At 41.0% G+C, this 24,141-nt stretch carries 23 protein-coding genes and 1 tRNA gene; 1 reads left to right on the forward strand and 23 read right to left on the reverse strand.

What is annotated here, in order from left to right; all coding sequences use genetic code 11:
- Nucleotides 1–3 precede the first annotated feature (3 nt).
- The 22 genes from C2M24_RS04205 to C2M24_RS04310 all read right to left on the reverse strand — a co-directional run bounded on the left by C2M24_RS04205 (nt 4) and on the right by C2M24_RS04310 (nt 22,559).
- Entirely contained in the window at nt 4–621 is a 618-nt protein-coding gene (locus C2M24_RS04205; protein ID WP_105213404.1) for an acetyltransferase, read from the reverse strand.
- Complete coding sequence (locus C2M24_RS04210; RefSeq protein WP_105213405.1) at nt 618–1,211, reverse strand: sugar transferase; 594 nt, start codon at nt 1,209–1,211, stop codon at nt 618–620. The genes C2M24_RS04205 and C2M24_RS04210 overlap by 4 nt, the downstream gene beginning before the upstream one ends.
- Entirely contained in the window at nt 1,208–2,317 is a 1,110-nt protein-coding gene (locus tag C2M24_RS04215; protein WP_105213406.1) for a glycosyltransferase family 4 protein, read from the reverse strand. Before C2M24_RS04215 ends, C2M24_RS04210 begins: the two co-directional genes overlap by 4 nt.
- On the reverse strand, nt 2,314–4,251 hold the full coding sequence (asnB, locus tag C2M24_RS04220) for an asparagine synthase (glutamine-hydrolyzing) (RefSeq protein WP_105213407.1): 1,938 nt from the start codon (nt 4,249–4,251) through the stop codon (nt 2,314–2,316). Before asnB ends, C2M24_RS04215 begins: the two co-directional genes overlap by 4 nt.
- Nucleotides 4,252–4,253: 2 nt before the next feature.
- Nucleotides 4,254–5,336: a glycosyltransferase gene (locus tag C2M24_RS04225; RefSeq protein WP_105213408.1), complete on the reverse strand. Its 1,083-nt coding sequence runs from the start codon at nt 5,334–5,336 to the stop codon at nt 4,254–4,256.
- A gap of 4 nt (nt 5,337–5,340) precedes the next feature.
- A complete protein-coding gene (locus C2M24_RS04230) occupies nt 5,341–5,865 on the reverse strand; it encodes an acyltransferase (protein ID WP_105213409.1) in 525 nt (174 codons plus the stop codon).
- Complete coding sequence (locus C2M24_RS04235; RefSeq protein ID WP_233999494.1) at nt 5,855–6,397, reverse strand: glycosyltransferase; 543 nt, start codon at nt 6,395–6,397, stop codon at nt 5,855–5,857. Before C2M24_RS04235 ends, C2M24_RS04230 begins: the two co-directional genes overlap by 11 nt.
- 31 nt (nt 6,398–6,428) lie before the next feature.
- Entirely contained in the window at nt 6,429–6,953 is a 525-nt protein-coding gene (locus C2M24_RS04240; protein WP_105213411.1) for a hypothetical protein, read from the reverse strand.
- The gene (locus tag C2M24_RS04245; RefSeq protein WP_105213412.1) at nt 6,950–8,101 is read right to left on the reverse strand and encodes a hypothetical protein; all 1,152 of its coding nucleotides are present in this window, start codon (nt 8,099–8,101) and stop codon (nt 6,950–6,952) included. Before C2M24_RS04245 ends, C2M24_RS04240 begins: the two co-directional genes overlap by 4 nt.
- Before the next feature lie 31 nt (nt 8,102–8,132).
- The gene (locus tag C2M24_RS16270) at nt 8,133–8,690 is read right to left on the reverse strand and encodes an acyltransferase (RefSeq protein WP_105213413.1); all 558 of its coding nucleotides are present in this window, start codon (nt 8,688–8,690) and stop codon (nt 8,133–8,135) included.
- Nucleotides 8,687–9,598, reverse strand: a complete 912-nt coding sequence (locus C2M24_RS04255; protein WP_105213414.1) for a glycosyltransferase — start codon at nt 9,596–9,598, stop codon at nt 8,687–8,689. Before C2M24_RS04255 ends, C2M24_RS16270 begins: the two co-directional genes overlap by 4 nt.
- A complete protein-coding gene (locus C2M24_RS04260) occupies nt 9,591–11,114 on the reverse strand; it encodes an oligosaccharide flippase family protein (RefSeq protein WP_105213415.1) in 1,524 nt (507 codons plus the stop codon). The genes C2M24_RS04255 and C2M24_RS04260 overlap by 8 nt, the downstream gene beginning before the upstream one ends.
- Entirely contained in the window at nt 11,114–11,845 is a 732-nt protein-coding gene (locus C2M24_RS04265; RefSeq protein ID WP_105213416.1) for a dTDP-4-amino-4,6-dideoxyglucose formyltransferase, read from the reverse strand. Before C2M24_RS04265 ends, C2M24_RS04260 begins: the two co-directional genes overlap by 1 nt.
- On the reverse strand, nt 11,842–12,924 hold the full coding sequence (locus C2M24_RS04270; protein WP_105213417.1) for a DegT/DnrJ/EryC1/StrS family aminotransferase: 1,083 nt from the start codon (nt 12,922–12,924) through the stop codon (nt 11,842–11,844). Before C2M24_RS04270 ends, C2M24_RS04265 begins: the two co-directional genes overlap by 4 nt.
- Nucleotides 12,921–13,799, reverse strand: a complete 879-nt coding sequence (gene rfbA, locus C2M24_RS04275) for a glucose-1-phosphate thymidylyltransferase RfbA (protein ID WP_105213418.1) — start codon at nt 13,797–13,799, stop codon at nt 12,921–12,923. The genes C2M24_RS04270 and rfbA overlap by 4 nt, the downstream gene beginning before the upstream one ends.
- Nucleotides 13,799–14,863: a dTDP-glucose 4,6-dehydratase gene (gene rfbB / locus C2M24_RS04280; protein WP_105213419.1), complete on the reverse strand. Its 1,065-nt coding sequence runs from the start codon at nt 14,861–14,863 to the stop codon at nt 13,799–13,801. Before rfbB ends, rfbA begins: the two co-directional genes overlap by 1 nt.
- Nucleotide 14,864: 1 nt before the next feature.
- Nucleotides 14,865–15,890, reverse strand: a complete 1,026-nt coding sequence (locus tag C2M24_RS04285; RefSeq protein ID WP_105213420.1) for an NAD-dependent epimerase/dehydratase family protein — start codon at nt 15,888–15,890, stop codon at nt 14,865–14,867.
- A 39-nt stretch (nt 15,891–15,929) separates the two neighbouring features.
- Nucleotides 15,930–17,204: a Vi polysaccharide biosynthesis UDP-N-acetylglucosamine C-6 dehydrogenase TviB gene (tviB, locus tag C2M24_RS04290; RefSeq protein WP_105213421.1), complete on the reverse strand. Its 1,275-nt coding sequence runs from the start codon at nt 17,202–17,204 to the stop codon at nt 15,930–15,932.
- A complete protein-coding gene (locus tag C2M24_RS04295) occupies nt 17,204–18,154 on the reverse strand; it encodes a Wzz/FepE/Etk N-terminal domain-containing protein (RefSeq protein WP_105213422.1) in 951 nt (316 codons plus the stop codon). The genes tviB and C2M24_RS04295 overlap by 1 nt, the downstream gene beginning before the upstream one ends.
- Nucleotides 18,155–18,166: 12 nt before the next feature.
- Nucleotides 18,167–20,839 carry an SLBB domain-containing protein gene (locus C2M24_RS04300; protein ID WP_105213509.1) on the reverse strand — a complete coding sequence of 891 codons (2,673 nt, stop codon included), beginning with the start codon at nt 20,837–20,839 and terminating at the stop codon, nt 18,167–18,169.
- A 102-nt stretch (nt 20,840–20,941) separates the two neighbouring features.
- Complete coding sequence (locus C2M24_RS04305) at nt 20,942–21,718, reverse strand: DUF481 domain-containing protein (RefSeq protein WP_105199396.1); 777 nt, start codon at nt 21,716–21,718, stop codon at nt 20,942–20,944.
- Between the two features lie 19 nt (nt 21,719–21,737).
- A complete protein-coding gene (locus C2M24_RS04310; protein ID WP_105199395.1) occupies nt 21,738–22,559 on the reverse strand; it encodes a mechanosensitive ion channel domain-containing protein in 822 nt (273 codons plus the stop codon).
- A 291-nt stretch (nt 22,560–22,850) separates the two neighbouring features.
- Between C2M24_RS04310 and C2M24_RS04315 the strand changes: the two genes are divergently transcribed.
- Nucleotides 22,851–22,926: transfer RNA gene (locus C2M24_RS04315), tRNA-His, on the forward strand.
- 129 nt (nt 22,927–23,055) lie between these two features.
- On the opposite strand, the gene epmA is transcribed toward C2M24_RS04315, so the two are convergent.
- On the reverse strand, nt 23,056–24,036 hold the full coding sequence (epmA, locus tag C2M24_RS04320) for an elongation factor P--(R)-beta-lysine ligase (protein WP_105213423.1): 981 nt from the start codon (nt 24,034–24,036) through the stop codon (nt 23,056–23,058).
- Nucleotides 24,037–24,141 lie beyond the last annotated feature (105 nt).

The following is a 24,141-nucleotide window of genomic DNA, read 5'->3' on the forward strand; positions in this document are numbered from 1 at the left end:
CCTTTAATCTTTAATAACGGCGGGGACACCATAAGCAATAACGTTAGAAGGAAGATCACGCACAACAACACTTCCTGCGCCCACTACCGTATTATCACCTATTTTAATCAATTGCCTTACAGATGTCCCTAAGCCGACCCAAGATTTGGTTCCAACAACAACTCCACCGGCCAAAGATGCATTTGGTGATATATGAGCAAAGTCTGAAATTCCACAATCGTGTTCAATAACAGCACAGGTATTAACGATACAACCTTCCCCCAACGAAGCGAAGGGGTTAATAACAGCGTTAGCCATAACCACTGTCCCTGGCTTTAATGTGGCATAGCGACTAACAACTCCCGCTGGGTGGATTAGAGTTGCAATTTTACAGCCTTTCTTTTGAAGATCTAGCTGAATACGCTCTCGAATATTATTATTACCGATAGAGACAAATACAGACTCAAAATTATCCAAGTTAGAATTTAAGGATTTAACTGAGCCTCTTATTTCCCAGGGCCCTAAATTACCACCATCTGGATAAGCGTCATCGTAAAATACAACCGAATAACTATTCAGCTCTGCTATTTCAGCAACCACTTCACCATGACCACTGGCGCCAATAAGAGCGATTTTTTTCAACGTTTATTTCCTTTGAATGGCTCGATAGTGACATGGTCACTGGCGCTAATCCCTTCCCGTACAAAAACCTTTTTAATAGTTAAAAATAGAATTTTTATATCAAGCCACATGGAATGATTATCCACATACCATACATCTAACTTGAACTTATCTTCCCAACCAATAGCATTGCGGCCATTCACTTGGGCCCAACCCGTTATCCCCGGACGCACATTATGTCTTCTAGCCTGCTCATCATTATACAGAGGCAAATATTGAACGAGAAGAGGACGCGGACCAACCAAGCTCATATCTCCCTTTAAGACATTTAGTAACCCGGGTAATTCATCTAAGCTGGTAGAACGAAGAAAAGCTCCAAACTTTGTCATCCGCTGATCATCGGGTAGTAAGTTACCGTATTTGTCTTTGGCATCTAACATAGTGCGAAACTTCATCATTCTGAAAATTGTCCCATTAAGACCCGGCCTATCCTGCTTAAATAAAACTGGAGATCCTAATTTCAATCTGATGAGTACGGCTACAATCAAAATAATTGGGAATAAAACGACAAGAACAGTAAAGCTTAGCGTCAAATCAAACACTCTTTTCACGGAACCAACCCCATTATTTTAATAATTTCGGCGTTAACTTTGTGTACATCAAACTTTTCTTTGACTAGTTCAAGACTTTTAGTTGCCATTTTTTCAATTTGCTTTGGGTGTTCAATCATCCAAATCATTTTTTCAGCCAATTGCCATGCATTAGCTTTTTCAACCAACCAACCATTTTCACCATTGACTACCGTTTCGCGACAACCAGGAACATCTGTAGTTAATATTGGTCTTTGCATGGCCATTGCTTCAAGCACTGTGCGGGGTACTCCTTCATGATACGAAGGTAGGACAAAAAAACGTGAAGCGGCTATTGAAGGCCGAACATCAGATAAAGCACCTCGATAATTAATAACCCCTTCAATAACCCACTGATTAACTTCAGTTAGTTGAATACCGTTAGGAGATGGATCTTCTGGACCAACCAACGTGAACGTAGCATGAGGATATTTATCTTTAACGATTTTCGCCGCTTCATAATACTCTCGTATTCCTTTGTCACCCAACAACCTCGCAATAAGTAAAAAATGGTTGGTGTTAGGCAAAGAAACGGGAGTAAATTTGTCTAAATTCACTCCAGAACCATTTACAAGGTGACACTTTTCCAGAGGCACAATACCGCAATCAACGAAAACTTTCATGTTATCAGGATTTTGAAAAATAACTGCTTTTGAGTCCCTTAAAGCTGCTTTATACAGGGTCTTCACTAACATAGCCAAAGAGTTTCTTAGCACTCCTCCGGATTGGAATGCATAACCCAAACCGGTTACCATGGCATAATGCTCTACATTTTTACCTCTAGAAGCAAGCCCCCCCCAAATAATGGGCTTTATAGTGTAACTAAGCACCTTTAATGGCTCTATTTGCGTAAGCAAACTTTTCAAGTCCTTCAGCGTTTTTAAATCCTCTATTGGATCCAAGCCATTTCTAGATACTCTGTAATCTAAGCTTGTACAACCTAATGAACTTATTTTTACAACTTCCTCATCTGTAGCTCCACTAGATAAAGCAAAAACGTGCTCAACCTTAGAAGAAAGCTCTTTCAACAAATCACCACGAAAATTTGTCAATGATGATGGGAGAACCCCTATTACGAAAATTTTCATTTAATTCTTCGCTCTCGAGATTTATCTGCATCAAACCAAGCTTGAACCATCAAAACATCCCATAACTTTGCAGAGTTATTTTCTTCGTTTGATATATGTTTCTCAAGAGATTTATTAATCACGCTTGGGTTGTAGATGCCCTGCCGTTTTATCCGTTCATAAGATAAAAGATCCTGAGCCCACTCTTTCAGTTCATCTTTAAGCCACTCATGTATTGGTACCCCAAAGCCCATTTTGGGCCTATCCATGAGTTCTCGAGGCAAATATTTATACATGACTTGTTTTAGAGGCCATTTACCCATAGAGCCCTTTTGCTTCATGCTATATGGCATTCTCCAAGCTAACTCAAAAACATTGTGATCAAGCATTGGGATACGCCCCTCGAGACTGACATGCATGGCGGTACGATCAACTTTGGTAAGAATATCGCCTGGTAAATAATTTATTGTATCTAAATACAACATAAATTCCCCAAACTCCAAAGCTATCTCTATGTCTTTCTTATATGCACATTTATCACTTGTGGTAAAATCGTCTAAGAACAAGTCGTCATGCAATTTCCAATGCGTAATCGATGCCTCATAAAAATCGGTAATTGACGATGCATCTAACCACCCAGCAAAGTTTTTAATTTTCGGACCAACCGCACCTTGTCGCCCGTACTCTTCAGCTCTAGAGCTTAAAAAGAAAAATAACTTATTAAGTATAGAAGTAGGTGTATTTTTTATGAGCGCTGAGATTCCTTTTTTTGCTGGTATTTTAGAAATTTTTGACCACATATCGACAGTTGCAATGTAACGTTTATAACCGCTAAACAACTCATCCCCACCATCACCGCTAAGTGCGACCGTCACTTTTTCTTTGGCCATTCTACTGACAAGTAATGTTGGTATTTGAGATGCGTCTGAAAAAGGTTCGTCAAATATACCGGCGATTGTAGGCACTATATCTAATACGTCCTCCCTAGAAAAATATCTCTCATGGTGTGTCGTACCTAAATAATTAGCAACTTCTTTTGCAAATTCAGCCTCGTTGTAGCCTGGCACATTAAAGCCTATAGAAAATGTATTGATAGGTTTATCTGACTGAGACTGCATTAACGCAACAACTGTACTGGAATCAACCCCTCCCGATAAAAAAGCTCCTAAAGGAACATCTGCAGCCATTCTCAACTTCACTGCCTTTTTTAATGCTTCATCTAAGAGATTTACAGCTTCTTTTTCGTCTGTAACCAGATCCTGTCGAGATTCAGCTATGACGGACTCAACTTTCCAATAAGAAATTGATTTACTTAGCGAGTGCCCGCGAAGCTTCACAAAGCAACCAGGCTCAATTTTTTTTATTTCATTATATATAGACAAAGGAGCTGGGATATAGGAAAAGGACGCTTGCTCGCTCAGCGCATTAGCGTCAACTGATAAGTAATCTCCAAATCCCGACTCAATAGATGTTAGTTCAGATGCGAATACAAATTGACCGTTTACATACCCATAATATAATGGCTTTTCCCCAAATCGATCTCTAGCCAATGTGAGGGATTGCTCGATGTTATCCCAAAGAGCAAAAGCAAACATGCCATTAAATTGCTTAAGAGCCTCTTTTAGTCCCAACTTTTCAATGGCATGTAACATAACTTCTGTGTCTGAGTGACCTCTCCAGCTTACTGATGGTAAAACCTCTCTTAGTTCTTCAAAATTATAAATTTCACCGTTAAATACTATTGTATAGCGGCCTGAGTTGCTATGCATGGGTTGGTGACCTGCACCTGAAAGGTCATGTATAGCAAGGCGACGATGACCTAAATAAACTCCCGTCATACTGGACCACACACCAAAATCATCGGGACCCCTATGGGAGATCCTATCAAGCATTTTTAAAAGAGTAGGTTCACCATAACTCTCATGTTTAGAAATAAAACCCGCAAACCCACACATACTTAACCTCGTAACAACCTGTTATAACTTTGAGCAACTTTATCGATAGAATAGTTGTTTCTTACATGATTCATTTGTTGCTTTGTGATATTCAATTTATCTTCTACGCTTAAATTAAGAAAACGCATTACGGCTTGCTCAAGCTTTTCACTAGAGCAAGCAGGAACAACCCAAGAGTGATCTACCACAATTTCTTTTGCATCACCGACATCAGTACTAATGACAGCACAGCCATAGGCTGAAGCTTCAGCCAATACATTTGGGAACCCCTCTGTTTTAGAGCTTAAGAGGAACAAATCAATAATCCCATAAAACTGACTCATATCAGATACCTCTCCTAACAGATCAATTCTATTCAGAGGAAACCTAGCTTGCTCTAAAATACCTATCAGATCACTATTGTCTGGTGACATTCCTCGGCCACACACCTTCAGTGTTAATGAGGCATTAGAACTGACTATAGGTGCTAGAGCGCTAAATAAGTTCAGGTAATCCTTAGATGGGTGAAACCGCCCAGCAGCTCCAATTACAATCGATTGACTGGAAAAAGTACGAACCTCTGAGTGTTCAAATAAATAACCATTAGGAATATAGTGAGAGCCAAGAGCTGTGTTATAACCAAAAGCTAAATGCTGCTTTTGACTACGCTTAGAACAGTGGACAACGCTATCAGGGGTGGATTTTAAAAGGCCCCCCAAGCGAATAGCTAATCGAGTACTAAAGCTTTCACCTTCAAAGTCATCTAGGGAGTGACGAACCCCCCATATCAAATTTAGCCTACCTAGATGAGCGCACTTCAATAATGAGCCAACTACATTAGCGTGATACATCCAACAATATAGATTTGAATAAGAAGGAATTATTGAACGCAATTTTAAAACAGCCACTAACATTCCCGCGGCAGTTTTGACATTTAACGCAATAACTCTGACATTTGACGGTAGACGATCGATTAGGTTTGATGAAGCCCCCATTAAAGATATTACGATTATTTCACTATTTAAATCCTGATTGAGAAGCCTTATCAGCATTGACTCAGCTCCGCCGAGCTCAGAAAAATTAGTAATTAAGTGGAAAATTTTCATTAATTCAAAGCTCTCTTACTTGCCTCGCAGGGACTCCAGCGTAAACACCTGGCGAGTCTATACTTTTTGTCACCACAGCTCCCGATGCAATGACAACTCTGCTACAAATCTTCACTCCAGGCAAAATAACCGCACGCGCTCCAATCCAACAATCATTGCCAATTTCAACTGGAGCTATAGTTATTTTCTGCTCCCTGAGCAATAAGTCCGGCCGCTGATACTCATGCCCCCCGGTAAGAATCATAACTTGGGGAGCGATCATAACATCGTTACCAATTACAACCTCATCCATTGCCACAATATATGAGTCTTCACCTATACCCGAATTATTTCCAATATGCACTTTGCTTCCCAAACCAAACCTAACTCCGGAAGCCACATTGACATTATATCCAACACTAGCGAATATATACCTTAAAATTAAACACCTCATTTTAACACAAAAAGAACACATAGAATTTGATGGTAAATGTTTAAAAAAAGAGTAATAAAGCAGCAAAGAAAAATATTTTAAAATTTTATTTTTCATCAAAAAACAACTCCTTTACATAAGCTTCCGCGTCAATACTATTGGTATACTTTCTCATAGCCCTTACACTACTTAGAAAATCACGCTTACTTTGTTTCAAAGAACAAAGGATAGCCGCACACAACTCGTCACTAGATTCAGTTTTACACGTAACTACCCCCGGCAAAGACCGAATGCCATCAGCACACTCAGTTGAAACAACTCGCCTCCCTACAGCCATCATTTCGAGTAAAGTGTTAGGAAATCCTTCTATTTTGGAAGAAACAACACACGCACATGCGCCTTTCATATAAGGTATGGGATTTGGACTGAAACCGTGAAATATTACTTTGTCACCGAGCTCGAGCTGAGATACAAGCCCCTCTAAATATAGTTTTTCGGGTCCGTCACCAATCAATCTCAAAGTTAGATTGCTGTGTACCTTTACCAACTCGGAAAAAGCTGTTATTAAATTGCCAAAATCCTTTTCTTTTACCAAGCGACCCACAGCTACAATCTCATCGCCAGAAGGGCTAAAACTAAACTCTAGCAACCCTCTCTTCAGACTGTTTTTATCTATACAGTTAGGAACTACATTGATATTTACCGCAGGGAGGTTTGGCACAATTCCGTATTAACTCCTCTTTCATTTCATTGGTCTGGCAAACAAGAACTTTTGGGTGATTATAAAACTTATACATCACCTTAAAGGAAAACAACCTAGCGCCTTTATACCAATCAAATGGAATTGTCGACTCTCTATATACTGACTCATTACACTGCAATAACTTTACCATTCGAGCCAACCCTACAAAGGCATTACAATGAATATGTGAAGTAAAACTGTAGCGAAATCGTTTTCCACTAATTCTCCACCAAATTAACAAAAAAATACTCTTTAAAAAGCCTAAAGCTTCTCGGGAGGAATTTAAAAAAAACATTTCCTCACCATCAAACTCAGCCCATAGACCATTATCACCTTTGGACAAAACGACAATATGAACTTTTAGCCCTTGCCGCTTCAGCTCTAACGCAACTTTTTTTACTGTAGATTCAGCACCTGACAAAGTCGCCGTTGGAGTTATGAGCAAAACATTACCTTTCATCATACCCTCTCTCGCTTCAAAAGTAATAGCGACATAAAAACATAAAAAACATAAAAATATTTAAAAATAAAAGGCTCTTTTACCTCAATAAAGAAAGTCAAAAATATAATAAAAAAGGCGAACTTTTCGTCATTACATCCTTTAGCATAAGATGAAAGGAAACAAAAAAGTAAAGAGTAGAATAAACAAGAGATTATCAACCCAAGAGAGAAGATAGATTGGACATATCCAATATCGCTACCCGAAGCATTTAATCCAGTTGGCAGTACTACAGAACCAGTACCAAGAAGCAATTGTGAGATACTCATTTTGGGCAATCCCATTGCTAACAAGGCCGAAGCCGTACCATCTCCAGACAAACCAGAAAGTGCCCACTTCAATGTATATTGTAAAAATTGTTCGTTTTGAATCAAAAAATCAGCAATAAATAACCAAAAAACGAATGCTAATAATAAAAACATAAGCATTGATCGCATATTAACTCGCGAACGAGTAAAAAACATCATTAGAGCAAAAAGTGATAATATCAAGCCCGTGCGACCCACAATAATATTAGAAAAGCAGATAAGAATAAGCACGGGAAGATGCCAAGAACTCATGCCAAACTTTGCCAATCGAACTATAGAAAAAGCTCCTAGTGAAATAATGACTGACAAGGTAGCCCCGCCAGAACTTGATAGCCCAGGAGCTCTTCCTAAACTTTCACCAAAATTATTATTAGCGAGTACAACTGAAAAAAGTACGTCATTAAAGCTCCTACTTGTATAAGTAAGAAAAACGAAAAAAATTTGAGCAATAGTTGCGAATACAACAGCCAAATGGAACTCATATTCGTTATTAAGCATCCTAAAAAGCATCAATGGCGCTAAAATAGAGAACAAAGCGAAATGAAACAACCTGCTAAACTGAGTGGTATCTCCAATGTTTAAAACAGAAACAACCATGGAGTAACAAGCAAGAGAAAGCAAAAAGAACAACAATAAAATCTCTTTTTGCTTAAAAACAAAGCGATATCTAAGTATAAAAAAAATAGTTAGAGCCAGAAAAGCTAAGCGATTCGTGGTAAAACTCGGGAAAAAATTGAAAGATATCGCATTGATAAAAAGGAAAACCCACAAAACCTTGAGGGGCAACGCTGATAGTAGATTCATTATTATAATTATCTATTAAATTCAAGCTATTTTAAGGCTTGCATTTCCATTTTCTGCCGGAAGAGTCTGTCACAGTATTCATGTTGAGGAGCATCGTCTTCTTCTCCTCTTCCCCCAAATGACCGGTTTCAGAACTCCTTTCTAGCAGCTTATTTTCAAAGTCTTGAGTAGTGGTTATAACTTTTGCTGGATTTCCTGCTATGACACTCCCACTTGGAACTGAGCGCGTGACCACCGACATAGCACCGACTATACAATTATCTCCTATTTTAACTCCCGGCATAATTATAGAGTTCATTCCAATAAAAGTGTTATTCCCTATAGTCACAGGACCCATTACATCAATCTTCGGGTGTTTTTGTCTAAATAAGAAGGTGCTACCGTCATGTGTGATTATACGAACTCCGGCAGTAATAGTGACGTCATCACCTATCTCAACTAAATAAGGCTCTGAACCGAACGCCCCTGGGTGTAATGAATAAAATCTGCAGCGTTTACCAACTTTTACGCCTAACCCTTCCAGGTATCCTGCAGGGTTAACTCTTACATTGACATGTCTAACTATTTGCTTTATTAAACTAAAAATCATCTTAAAAACCTATGAACCTGCCTGATAAATTTAAGAACTCGATTATTTTCACTCAATTGCGCCAACAAGAAATGGGTAGCGCTTGCATACTTATTTTTGTAATTCTTTTTTATATAAAATCGAAATGAATCAAAGTCAGATTTCAATAAAAAAGATATAGCCAACTTCTTATTTCTCAACAGCTTAGCCCGTTCAACGGTATCTACGTCGGCACCGAGCTCTTTGGCTCTATCATAGGCTCTATCATAGCAACTCTGGATTTGCTCAAAAAACCTACTATCCTTTGATATTCCAGCTTCATGTATTCTGTACATACCTAAAACGTCGTCGCAAAGGTAAATTTTTCCGACAGCACTTAGCTCAATAAACCTATTAAAATCGACGACCTCCATCTCACAATTATTATTAAGCGAACCATTCCTATACATCGTACTTGAATTAACAAAGTAAGGTCCAAACATTAGCAAATCGTCAATCGTTCCAACTTTTGGATAGTTTTTTGAGGCACCAATCAATAACTCTTGCCCAATTACCCTTACAGGATGAGCCACGAGAGAAATATCAGCGAACTTATCAAGAATTCTGACCTGACTTTTTAGCTTGTTAGGCAACATCACATCATCGCCGTCAATATGGCAAACATATTCTCCTTCTGCTAAGTCATGAGTCATAACAAAATTTTTAAGGGGTCCCAAGTTTGACTCTCGGAGTACCGGTCTAATATTGTTGTAATCTTTAGCAAATGATTTGATAATATCTCTTGTCCCATCAGTTGACATATCATCACTAACTATAATTTCAAAATCAAAGTCAACATCCTGCTCTAAAATACTTACCAAGCAATCTGATATGAAATCCTGCTGATTATATGTAACAACACAAACACTAACCTTGAATTTACTAAACATTAAGAACAAACCTTTTTCTTCTTAGAAAAAAATTCAAACTGAACTCACTCGACAAAGCTACTGAAGAAAACAAAACGAAAGAGAACATTAAAAAAACCTTCACCATTAGAAAAATGCGCCCATCAATAAACAAAAAACTCAACAAGTAATCCACTAAAAAAGCCAACAATAACGTCGGAACTATAATTCTTAAAACATCATTAAAAACCCACTTTACATGTAGGTTTGGCTCAAGCTTTTTATGTATGAATGCGACCCACAACATTAAAAAAGCAAGGTTCGTCGTCAGCCACACCACACCTGCACCCACGCTACCGTATTTTGTTGTGAAAATATAAATCGCAGGAATTAGAATCAAGACAATTGCGATACTGCCGATCAAGTGATATTTCAATACCCCTTTGGCATACTGTAAATAATAAGAAAAAGACGCAATGCTCAAAAAAAGATTACCTATTGCGTACAATCCTAAAATTGGCGAAGCATGATTTGCCAACTCTTCGCTTCCAGTCCAAGCCAATATTAACTCATATGAGGAAACTGCCATAGTAATTGAAATAGCTCCACCTATGATTGCAACTAATTGGGTTGAAGAGCGATAAAGCCCAATAAAGCTTTCCTTGTTTCCTTCGGCGAAAAGCTTTGTTAGTCTGGGAAGAATTGCCTGGCTAATCGGATTGGTGACTATAATAATTCCATTAGCTAAGAGAACAGCTAGTGTAAAATAGCCGTATTCATTAAGAGGCAAAATCCCAGAAAGAATAAGCTTATCCGTTTGGGTGACAAATACCCACACTGACGATGTAAAACCTATAGTAATCGAAAATCTAAGCAGTGGCTTGATTGGCTTTATCGACCAACTAACCCCCCTTCGTAAATTCAAGCGCTTGGGCAATATCGAATTGGATTTAAACATTAAAGTCGCATTTTCAACAAGAGACACAATTAGTTGATGTATAAAGAAAACCTTTAAAGTGAAGCCGAACAAGAACATGCTTAAAAGGACACCAGCAAATTTAGAAGTTGCAACTAGTGCATTAAACGCCCCCAGCCAAACAAGCTTTTCAGCCCCCATCACTAAACCACGATAAAGCCCAGTAACCCATCTAAGAGGGACCAGCAACGCCATTAAAGCCAAAGAGAATGATAAGTCCTCTTGCGAAAGTGAGTTTTGTGTCAGCCAATGCTCTGCAATCCAATTTGTACCCATGCTCAAAAAAACATAGCCAATAACTGCGATACCATAAAACAAGACTCTGAGGAATCTAAAAAGAGAGTAGAAATTATGAGGGGCGATTGCACCAGCCCTATACCTTGCAGTCTCTCGTGCAATTGTTGGTGTCAGCCCCATATCCAGTATAGCAAACCACGCCTGAAGCATAGCAAAAAAGCCTATTATCCCATAAGCTTCAGCGCCTAAAAAATCAATGTAAAATGGGATAAAAAAAATCCCGATAACAGCCACATACGCTTGGCTCATATAATTGGCAATAATATTACCTCTTAAATTTGCCATCAAAAAAATCCATTTTCCAAACATATACTTACGTATATCTTTTCCCCAGCCTTACTTTTAAAAAAAGCATTTTTATATTCACCATGGGTTAAGGCCCTAAGTAAGTCTATGTGCTCACCCAAAGTCCCCTCTCTATTTAAATCCAGCTCGCACAGCATTTTGAAATCATCGATGCTGTTATAATTACCTTCATCACTCATAGGACTTGAAGAATAGTCACCCTCAACGAGCTGATTAAGGTATTTACCAATTAGCTCTTTTTCAGCCTGTTGAACACGATTATATACACTTTGACTATCATCAGACTGGTATATATCAACTTCTTTTTGGTAGATGACTTTCCCATGATCAATATCCTCATCTATTTCATGAATGGTACAACCAACTGGCTGTTTGTTGATAATTGAAAAAACCTGAGGATACCAACCTCTATTATGGGGGTTTAGTCCTGGATGGATATTTACACAACGGACAGATTCCACCAATTTTTTCGGGAATATCTGCTTACAATGTGCCGAGATTACTAGATCAAAAGAACTAATGATCTTGTTTATTACTTTTTCATCTTTTACGTTAACAGAACTCATCCTGAGAGAGTCAAGTTGTGCTGGTTTTTTATTAATTGCGCTATATTTGTACTCAAAATGAGCATCAATGCTTAAACGGCTAACAGTTTCTTGTATACAAGAAACAAGCTCGTAATTATCTGAAATAACTAAAACATTTTTCATTTTCCTTGACACACCTTAGAAATTACAGAAACAACATTTTCAACATCACTAACGCTCATATAATAATGAAGTGGAAGACAAAGTACTCTTTGAGCTAGTGATTTAGAAATTGACATAACTTGATCATCTCCAAAACACTCATCTAATGAAGGTGAGAAATAATCACGACTTTGGATCTCTTGTTCAGCTAGCGCTTTTTTCACATGGTCTTTAAGCTTTGAGCTTTCGAATACAACCGGCATATATGATCCATTGAATGATGAATTTTCATGCCATAATGGTAATTTTACGACCTGGTTTAAATGCCCAATGTAAGTTTCAAAAAGCATCTTACGCTTATCTAATACATTTTCAATTTGATCTAAAAGAGTCAATCCAACGGCACATTGATACTCGTTCAATTTCGCATTTATTCCGGGCTCACCGAGTTTACCATCACTTCCAATACCAAAATTAATTAACTGCTTGGCTTTTAAATAGTCTTCTTTTCGTTTGAAGACGATCGCTCCGCCTTCTACAGTGTGAAATACCTTCGTAGCATGGAAGCTAAGCGTACTTGCATCGCCATAGTTCAGCACAGACTGTCCTAAGCAATCCACCCCAAATGCATGCGCCGCATCATAAACGACCTTAACACCGCATTCACGGCTTAAGTTTTCGAAAGCTTGAACATCACATGGATTCCCATAGACATGGGTCGCGACAATCCCATCAACGTCATTGTCGCGTAGTAACTGCTCTTTCACATTGGATGCACACAAATTAAAACTGTGAGGGTCAATATCGCAATATGAAATATCGATTCCTTGCCACAATAAAGAGCTGGATGTAGCTACAAAGCTAAAAGGAGTTGTGATGGCTTTATTAATACCTAACACCTTACAAGCAACTTGTATTGCGAGTGTTCCGTTTGATACTAATAGTAAATTTTCAACGCCAAGCAAACTCTCTAATCTTGTAGTCAATTCTTGGTGAAGTGGTCCGAAGTTAGTGTACCACCCACTTTCATTAACCTTCTTTAAATATTCAGTTAATATAGTCAAATCAGGAGAGAGTGGATTATTGAGAGCTATTGTCATTTTTGTACCAAAAGACCTTTCAAATACTGTCCGTAACCATTTTTACTCATTAATTGAGACGCGTCTTTTAATTTTTCCTCTGAGAGCCAACCGTTATTGTGTGCAATTTCCTCTAGACAGGCTATTTTGAAACCTTGACGCTTCTCAACTGTCTCAACAAATTGTGCAGCTTCCAAGAGGCTCTCGTGAGTTCCGGTATCCAACCAAGCAAATCCTCTACCTAACATTTCAACATTCAGCGATGATTCCCGCAAATACATCTCGTTGAGGCAAGTTATTTCCAACTCGCCACGTTCAGAAGGTTTTACCTGTTTTGCTTTTCCAATTACTGAGTTATCGTAAAAGTAAAGGCCTGTCACAGCATAGTTTGACTTTGGTGCAGTCGGTTTTTCCTCTATGGAGATCGCTTTTTGCTCATTATCAAACTCTACAACGCCAAAGCGTTCAGGGTCTTTAACTTGATAACCGAAAACGGTAGCACCATTACCTTGTTTTGCATTTTCAACAGCATGTTTTAATTTAGGAGAGAAGCCTTGACCATAAAAAATATTATCTCCCAACACCAGGCAAACATCGTCATCACCGATAAACTCTTCACCGATTATGAACGCTTGAGCTAAACCATCTGGGCTAGGTTGAACAGTGTAATCAAGACTAATACCAAACTGGGAGCCATCACCTAACAACCTTTTAAATGAATCACTGTCTTCTGGTGTAGTTATAATTAGGATTTCGCGGATGCCTGCTAACATCAACACAGAAAGCGGATAGTAGATCATCGGTTTGTCATAGACAGGTAGAAGCTGCTTGGAGACTCCCATAGTAATAGGGTAAAGGCGTGTTCCTGAGCCTCCCGCCAGAATAATTCCTTTCATTATACTTTCCCACCAATTCTCTCAAGATTGTAGCTACCATCTAGAACTCGCTGCCACCATCCTTCGTTTTCTAGGTACCATTGAACCGTTTTCCGAATCCCAGATTCAAAGCTTTCATCCGGGGTCCAACCAAGTTCACGTTCAATTTTGCTAGCATCAATAGCATAACGAACATCGTGACCAGGTCTATCCTTTACAAAAGTTATAAGATCCGCATATTTATCAACACAGTTCGGCTTAGAAGGTACAAGCTCTTCGAGTAGAGCACATATTATTTTCACAACTTCTATATTAGCTTTCTCATTATGACCACCAATATTGTAGGTCTCTCCAACCTCTCCTTTTGTCACCACAAGATGTAGCGCTTTGGCATGGTCTTCTACGAAAAGCCAGTCCCGAATTTGCTGTCCATTCCCATAAATCGGTAATGCTTTACCTTCTAAAGCGTTTAAAATCATGTGCGGAACTAGTTTTTCAGGAAAGTGATATGGCCCATAGTTATTGGAACAATTTGTGACAATTGTAGGGAATCCATAAGTCCTTTTCCATGCTCGAACCAAATGGTCGCTTGAAGCTTTAGAGGCTGAATAGGGAGAACTTGGAGAATAAGGAGTCTCTTCGATAAAAAGGTCACTCGTACCTTCAAGATCTCCATATACCTCGTCCGTAGATATATGATGAAACCGAAAAGAAGCTTTTGCTTGCTCATCAAGCGCTATCCAATAGGTGCGAGCCACCTCTAAAATAGTATAAGTGCCGATGATATTAGTTTGAATAAACTCTGAGGGTCCATCAATTGAGCGGTCAACATGGGATTCAGCTGCTAAATGCATCACGGCATCTGGCTTATACATTTCAAAAACACGAGCAAGTTCAAGCGCATCACAGATATCCACTTGCTCAAATGCATAACGAGATGAGTCTTCAATACTTGCAAGTGATTCAAGGTTACCTGCATATGTTAGCTTATCAACATTTACAACTGAGTCTTGGGTATTGTTGATTATATGGCGAATAACAGCTGACCCTATGAAGCCTGCGCCGCCAGTAACTAAGATCTTCATATTAACTCCTAAGAAAAACGATATACCAAGGCATTGCTTCTTCTATACCCTCGGCAATTCTATAACTAGGAGCATAACCCAGCTTGTTTTCAGCCTTGCTTATATCAGCCTGAGAGTGACGAACATCTCCAGCTCTAAAATCGCGATATATTGGTTGCTTATTAACTTCAATACCATTATCTGATAAAGCATTCCCTATTGCTTTGTGTAAATCATTTAATGTTGTTCTATCACCAACAGCAACATTATAAACTTCATTTTTTGCATCATCAGTGGCTGTAGCCGCTAAAATATTCATTTGCACCGTATTCGCTATGTAACAGAAGTCTCGCGAAGTTTCACCGTCACCGTTTATGAATAAGTCTTCATCTTGGATCATCGCAGCCGTCCATTTGGGGATGACAGCCGCATAAGCGCCGTTAGGGTCTTGACGCTTACCAAACACATTAAAGTAGCGTAAACCGATAGATTTAAATCCATACGTTCTAGCATACACACTCGCATACAGCTCATTAACATATTTGGTCACTGCATAAGGCGAAAGAGGATTACCTATATTTTCCTCTACCTTAGGTAACGCAGGGTGATCACCGTATGTAGAACTACTCGCGGCATAAGTAAAACTAGCGACACCTTCTTCCTTCGCCGCATGGAGCATATTCAAAAAGCCGGTTACATTCGCTGCATTTGATGTAATGGGATCCGCGATTGAACGAGGCACTGAGCCCAAAGCGGCCTGGTGAAGCACATAATCTACTCCGCGAATAACCTCTTGGCACGTATCAAACTCTCGGATGTCTCCTTCAACAAACTTAAAGCGAGTCCACTGCTCTTGCGACACCAAAGATTGGACTTCATTAAGGTTGTGTTGATGGCCCGTAGCAAAGTTATCTAAACCAACTACCCTTTGGTCTAGTTTTAATAAAGCTTCCAATAAGTTCGAACCAATGAAACCTGCAACACCGGTAACAAGCCAAGTTTTCGGTTCACCTTTCAATTTTTCACAAATTTGTGTAAAGCGAGTCATAATTTTTCAGACCTAAATTAAATGTAATTAATGTGCCAGTTATAAACGCATATCAACGCTTGACTTGTCTAACACATACTTTAGGTCATACAACACGTGCTTTTCTTTACCAAACGAACGTATTGCATCTGCACCTAGCTCTTTGAATTCATTGTGTCCAACAGCTAAAATAATCGCATCATATTTTGCGCTTTCGGCTTGCTTTTTAATTTCCAAACCATACTCATGCATCGACTCTTCGTTCGAACACCAAGGGTCAACAATATCCACATTAATGTTGTATTCTTTTAGCTCTCCAACAATGTCTACAACTTTGGTATTTCGAAGGTCTGGGCAGTTTTCTTTAAATGTCAGCCCCATAACCAGCACATTTGCGCCTTCAACATGAATGCGTTCCTTGACCATTCTTTTTACCAACTGCGATACCACGTATTGGCCCATCCCATCGTTTAGGCGTCGTCCAGCTAAGATCATTTCTGGGTGATAGCCAACCGCCTGGGCTTTGTGCGTAAGGTAGTATGGATCTACGCCGATACAGTGCCCACCAACTAGACCTGGGCGGAAGGGTAGGAAATTCCATTTAGTGCCTGCAGCTTCTAAAACCTCCAAGGTATCTATACCTAGCTTATTGAAGATAATTGAGAGCTCGTTAATCAGGGCTATGTTCACGTCACGCTGAGTATTTTCAATCACTTTCGCAGCTTCAGCCACTTTTATGCTAGATGCCTTATGTGTACCAGCAGTAATTATCGATGAGTATAAGTTATCAACAAAATCAGCTACCTCAGGTGTTGAACCAGAAGTTACTTTTAAGATATTGGTTACACGGTGTTCTTTATCACCCGGATTGATACGCTCTGGGGAGTATCCCGCAAAAAAGTCTTTATTGAAAGTAAGGCCCGACACCCGCTCAACAACAGGAATGCAATCCTCCTCTGTAGCACCTGGGTATACAGTTGACTCATAAATTATAACGTCACCTTTACTGATAACAGTGCCCAGCATTTCGCTCGCCTTAACTAATGGCGTTAAATCTGGCTGTTTATAGTCGTCAATTGGAGTGGGCACAGTAACAATATAGACATTGCAAATTTTAAGCGCTTCTTTGTCACAAGAAAAAACCAAGTTTTCTGCCGCCGCTAACTCGGTGTCACTTACTTCCAAAGTGGAGTCAGTCCCTGCTTTCAATTCAGATACGCGCCCCTCGTTAATGTCAAAGCCCAACACATCGTATTTCTTGCTAAATTCTACAGCCAGTGGTAGTCCTACATATCCTAACCCTAAAACTGCAATTTTACTGTTGTTTAAATCCATTACTTTTTACTCTTTGTATACTGGCTTCTAATCAAAATGAATATGGTGGATAACATGCTTCCCAACAGCGCCGCAAAAATACATATTAATGCTCGCTTAGGACCATTTTTTCTCTCCGCGACCACAGCTGGGTCAATAGTCTTCAATGAATATTCATCTCTCACACTTGCTAACATTTTTGTTTGCTGCTGCTGCTCGATAAGTTGATAAAAAACTTTTTGCATGTCTGCGACTGAAGTTTCATTCAACGCACTAGTTAGGTAATCAATGCTTTTCTCAGCATCCGATATATCATTCGAACGCATAGTACTATTAATTTGGGCGATTAATTTGTCAGTCAGCTCCTTGGCGACTGTTGGTGAATAATGCTTGACACCTATTTTAACCAACCCAGTCTCTTTATCTTGTGATACTGACAAAAACTCATTAGTGAACTTTTCATGAACTTCTAGCAAAGATGGCTCTGGCCTTTTGGAGGCTTCAACTTCACGCAACCACACATAATTTTCAACATCATAGATTTCTGGATCAAATAAGACTTTGTTATTGGCTTGATCCCAGCCATTGGCTGCCATAATCAGCGGCTTCAACTCATGCTTTGTAACAAACTCGCCAATAAAAGAGCGACTTTTTAAGAGCTCTAAGGCAATTGTGGTTTTATCGGCGGTGCCACTTCCAAGGTTTACACCGGCAAAAGAGGCCAGGCCGCCGAATTGACCTGCTAACGCCGATAAACCACCACTTTGGCCATCTTCAGCGGGAGCTAATAATGCCTCACTTTTATAGATGTTGGGCAGGCTTAACGCATACACCACGGCAACAACAGCCGCAATTAGGGTTGTGCCAATAATGATCCATTTACCTTGCCAAAGAGCTAAAAACAGCTCTTTTAAATCTATCTCATCATCAGCAATGGCAGCTTGTTGCACCTGGATATTTTGATTATTCATAAGTGCTATTCCTTAAAGGCCACGAATAGCAGCTAAACCTACACCGATCTGATAGAAGATCTGCGTAGCCGTGCTCCATAGCGTGAGGTTGTCCATATGCGCGGTATCCATGGGCACGACTATGGTATCGCCAGGCTCGATTTGATGCCCTGTATTTACCGCAAACCAGCCCTTATTTTGTGGCACATATACCGAGCCATCGGCCTTAATCACATAAATACGATCTTCATCAGCTCGCGCCTTGGTGCCACCACTACGGCGAATATATTCATCTAAGTCGGTCTTATTACTGTAAAGGTGAGAAGTTGCATAGTTAACTTCACCAATCACACTTACCGAATCGCGCTTAGAAGGCACATAGAGGGCATCGCCATTTTGAAGTACCAGCTCTTGCTCATCGGCCAAAATTTCACCCAAATCTATAACTAAACGACCTATCGTTGGCATTGATGATAGATCTGCAATTAACCTGTTCATTTCATCATACGAGAGGTTATTGCTACCCATTGATTGTTCGAAGCTCTTTGAAGCCAAGTCCCTACGCAATTCATTGGTCAAGCGTTGGAGTTGCTTTTGTTCTTGGGCTTTAATCGATACACGAGTAAAAATAGCCGCATTAAGTGCCGCATAACTTGAAAAACCACCGGCGCGCTGAATCACATCTTTGATAGTTTCACCGCGGCGAATGGTATATTGGCCCGGGAATGTGACCTCACCATGCAAGGTCACCTTGATATTTTCCTGCCAATTAGGAATGGTCAACACATTAAGGGTATCTTTACTTTTCAGTAGAGGCAGGCTTTCGGTATTACCGCTCAGTGCATCTTGCAGGTTGAAGGCAATATGCTGCACATCAGTGTTTGTGCCGCTCTCAGAGCGAGTAATCTCCGCTTGCTCTAAATAGGCGGATTCGGTTAAACCACCACTGGCGATAACCAGCTGCGCTATGGTCATATTATTTGCAAGAGGATAGACGCCAGGGAAGCGTACGTTGCCGCTTGCTTCAACCAGCTTAATGCGCTCGCCGGCTCCGGCTTGCATTTGCAACTGATTGACAACTTTTGCTAACAGTTGCTTACGGCTAAAGGTGGCGTAATCTCCCTTATCACCGTCTTGTTTCTCGACAATAACTCGACTCAGGCTATCGCTAGCAACTTCTTCCTCAAGAATAGCGCTCTGGCGAGGCGCACCAACGTGCTTTTCAAACTGGCGCTGTTCAAACAGATGCCATAGTTTTACTTTTTGTTGTAGTTCTTGCTCGGCTTCGGTAAGCGCCAGCTGTTTTAGGGCGTTTTGCTCTGCTTTTTTTGACTCAAAGCGGCTAAACACCATCACCTTATCCCGCGGCTGTAGCGACAAGTTATGCGCACTGTTGCCGGCGATCGCCTCGGCTAAGTTAAACTGATGCACCTCGATATTGCCGTATACATCCACTTCGCGCAGTAGCAGTGCATAGGTTAAATCGGCCTGAGGTAGCAGGGCGCCGCGCACAGACTCAACCATATCAGCAACTCGCTTACCCTTATGCCAGGAATAATCACCCGGGCGCGTTACCGCACCTACCAAGGTTACAGCGTTATTATAAGCTGAGCTACTTTCATCAATCTGTACCACATCACCATCTTGAGGGATGTAACCCGAGTTACCTTTGGAAAAATCGAAAGATAATACTTTTTTATAGTCGCCTTGGCCAGCGCGCTCTACCGTCACTTTCTCACTGTAGGCATTGGCCTTTAAGCCACCCGCCATAGCTAGTAAATCGGCAGTACTTTCGCCTTTTTTCAGCTCGAAAATGGCCGGACGCTTTACTGCACCAGCAACGCTAACCTGAGCACCAACCGGTGGAATAAATACCACATCACCGGGCTTTAAGATGATGTCGTTGCTGCTATCGCCTTTAATAAGCAGGTCATACAGATCGAAACGATTAACAACCTTACCACCGCGCTTAATCTCGATATTACGCAGTGAGGCAATATCGCTTACACCACCGCTGGCAAACAGCGCGTGAGTTACAGTGCTTAGTGAAGACAAGGTGTAACTGCCAGGTTTATAGGCCTCACCCACCACCAATACACGAATGCTGCGCAGTTGACCAAGTGAGACGAAAGCTTTTACGCCGATCATCTCATTGCTAACTTTTTCGCTAACCAGGGACTTTAATTCTTTAAAGGTCATGCCGGCCACATGCACCGGAGCCAGCTTAGGAATGCTTAAACGGCCAGAGCGGTCGATACTCGCATCCACCGTTGCCGACTCTTTACCATACAGGGAAATTTGTACTTGGTCGCCAGGTCGCACTATGTAGTCATCGGGAACTGGCGCACTCTCGCTCGGCATAAAGCTGGTTGGTTCACCGGCGAAGATGTCATAGCCAAATGGTTTTAGCTCTTCTTGCTTTGGTTTAAACTTTTCTTCTGGTGTTTGTGGCTCAGCATTTTCAGCATTAAGCCTACGCTCGCCAATGGTGCTTTCATCTTCTTGGTTGTTTGCACTCGCGTTTGAAGAACCGCCAATTATTGTGTCAAGATCAACACCGTATTGCCGTGCTAAAGCCTCTTGTTGCGCGCGAGGTAGTTTTTTAAACTGCTCAATTTGCGCAGGTGAAGGAGTAAGCGCTTGAGTTATAGTTGTGTAAAACAGTATAAAAATGGCGGAAAAGGCGCCGAGGTAGGTCTTAAACATTTTTCCCTGCATGTTTGACTCCAAAAAGATGCCATATCATACACGACAAAACCCACGAAAAAAATGCGTAAAAAGCAATTTTAACGTGGGTTTTTTGTGAACTTAGAAGTTATAAACTAAGGTCAATGCCGTTTCTGTATCGGTATTATCTTTGTCATCAGCAACATCAGAGTTGTGAACGACATTGAAACCAACCTTCATTTGTAACGAACCATTGATTTTGGTTAACAATGCAGTTTCAGAGCGGGTTTTGGTGTTGGTATCACCATATTCCACCGCCAGCAGCTGAGTAAACTTAGCACCTTCAGAGATCTGCCAGGTGTAATCAGCTTTAGCTAGGGCGATCACTTCACCTTCCCATTCATCGGCAAGCGACTGACCGTTGTCATCAACTTCGGTGCTGTCATCCGGGTATCTAAAATACTTATAACCAGGACCAAATTCGGCATTTAATACCATGGTTTCATTGTCGATTAGGCGTAAACCATAACCGCCCGAAATCACAGCTTCCTCACGATAGGCACCAAAGTAATCGCTCAGATATGAGCCATAGATGAATAAGTGCGCATTCTTCTCGTTTAATTTGTAATTACCCTGTGCAGAACCAAAGTACTTTTCATTGGTGCGCTCGGTAATTTTAGTGCCATCGTCCTGCTCAACTTCATCTTCTTTGTACAGGCCGCTTAATTTGTACTCGTTATTCCACTTTTCTAAATTGTGTTTAACGGTTAGCGCGCCTTTAAAGGTCGTTGTTTCGGTGTTACCACTGGTGATAATGGCACCTAGTTCGGCGTTTGCTTCCCAGGTTTTTTTCTCTTCTGCAACAACATTAGTTGCAGCACAAGCTGCAACTAATAGAGATAGGTACTTCAATTTCATGTTAGCGATATTCCCCTGATTATTCGCCAGTTTTATGTAAGTGCACATCCATTTGTGGGTATGGAATGCCAACATCATTAGCGTCTAGTTCAATCTTAATATTTTCCATTAGATCGAAATACGTTGGCCAGTAATCTGCTGTGTTCACCCAAGGACGAACAACGAAGTTAACGCTTGAATCGGCCAACTCGCTCACAGCCACTGTGTAGGCTGGGTCTTTCAAAATACGGCTCTCGGCATCAAGTACCGACTTTAATACGCTTTTCGCTTTTTTCAGATCCGCGTCGTAGCTTACACCAATTACCAAGTCGATTCGACGAGTCTGTTCGCGAGAATAATTCACGATAGGGCCAGACATAATGGCTGAGTTAGGCATTACGATGATTTTGTTATCTGGTGTATTTAGCTCAGTTGAGAAGATTTCAATCTTGCGTACCGAACCGGCTTTACCACCCGCTTCGATATAGTCGCCTGATTTGAAAGGACGAAGGATGATAATAAGCACGCCTGAAGCGAAGTTTGATAGCGAGCCTTGTAGCGCTAAACCAACCGCTAAGCCAGCGGCACCTAAAATAGCGATAAAGGATGTTGTTTCAATACCAACCTGAGACAAAGCCATCAGTATGGTACCAACAAAAACCAGCGCATAAATAATGCTACCGCAGAATGAACCTACAGCCTTATCGACATTACGCTTTGCAAATGCTTTTTGAGTTAAGTTGCTACACCATTTAGCAATGCGCATACCAACAAAGAAGACAACGAGTGCAAGTACAAATTGTACCGCATAGTGTATTAGTAGATCCGAGTTTTCAGAGATCCAGTTAGTTACAGTTTCCATTAGCGCTCCTATCATCCGCTTTTTGTTTGATACAACGATGAAATTAAACAACTTCGTTGTACCTAATCCGTAATTATCTCAAAACTTTCTCATAAACCGCAACCCAACATTGCTGCGGCTCACCTAATAATAAAAGCAAGTGGTGCTTTTTGCCTATTTTTTATCTAGTTACGTACCTTTAGTGGTTAAATTTACAGCAAACGGAAAAAACTCGCCAATTTACTCTTCACAACCTCAATTAAACTATGTATCATGCGCGCCACACATCGAGAGGTGTGCAACTTCTTTATGGCGGCTGTAGCTCAGTTGGTAGAGCCCTGGATTGTGATTCCGGTTGTCGCGAGTTCAAGTCTCGTCAGTCGCCCCATCTCCCCCTTATTTTTTAAATCTCCATTTGATTACCTAAGTAGATACCTTCTAAGTTGAAGCTCTATTCGAAGCCAAACTGCATTTAAAAAATGCCGACCACCCGGTCGACACCCATACTCTATAGCGACTAAGCTCGATCAACATCGAAACTTACCACTTCCTTGATATGCTGCTTGTTACACGCCAGCATCACCAGGCGATCTATTCCTAATGCCACGCCGGCACAGGCTGGTAAGCCAGCTTCTAGTGCACCCAGCAGATGCTCATCCATATCCACTTGCTTCAAGCCGCGCTCCAGGCGTTTTTTGTTATCCTTTTCAAAACGCTGTCGCTGTTCGCTGGCATCGGTTAATTCATTAAAGCCGTTGGCCAGCTCCAGATTCTGATAATACAGCTCGAAGCGACCGGCAACGCGCGGGTCTTGTTCATTAAGCCGCGCCAGTGCGGCTTGGGATGCAGGAAAGTGATACACAAAACAGGGGCGCTCTTGCCCTATCTGCGGCTCAATCACCATACAGAAAAGTAACTGCAGCAAAGTATCTGCATCGCGCTCCGTAGCGGCAATGTTTCCAAAGCCCTGTGCAGTGGCCACCTGTTTTAGCTCTTCCAGGGTAATGGTCAAAGGATCTATGGCCAGCACCTGAAGAAACGCCTGCTGATAACTGATACGCTCGGCGCGCTCGGTATCGAGCACCAGTTGCATCAGCTCGTCGATTTCATCCATCAGTGCAAACTCATCAAACCCTGGGCGATACCACTCGAGCATGGTAAATTCGGGGTTATGGTGGCGACCATTTTCTTCGTTACGAAACGCCTTGCAAATTTGGTAGATTGCGCCGCTACCCGCCGCTAGTAGACGCTTCATGGCGTATTCCGGCGAGGTTTGCAGATACAGGGGTAAACCTTGGGCGTAGCCCTGGCCGACAAATTCGGTGGCAAAGCCTTGCAAATGCTCATCGGTCACGCTCGCCTGGGACAAAGATGGCGTGTCCACCTCCAACACCTGACGCTCAAAAAAAAATTCGCGAATGGCCCGTAAAATAGCGGCGCGCTGCCTCAGCGTTTCAATACTCGCACTCGGTTGCCATAAAACATCTTGCTGACTCATTCGTTCTTTCCTCACTTTGCAAAACTGAGACATAAAAAATCCCAGCGCGGCTAGCCGGGCTGGGCTTATCCCGAAGGGCTTGTCCCGAAGGGATTGTAACGCTAA

The sequence above is a fragment of the Pseudoalteromonas sp. T1lg22 genome (genome assembly GCF_002964645.1).
Lineage (GTDB): Bacteria > Pseudomonadota > Gammaproteobacteria > Enterobacterales > Alteromonadaceae > Pseudoalteromonas.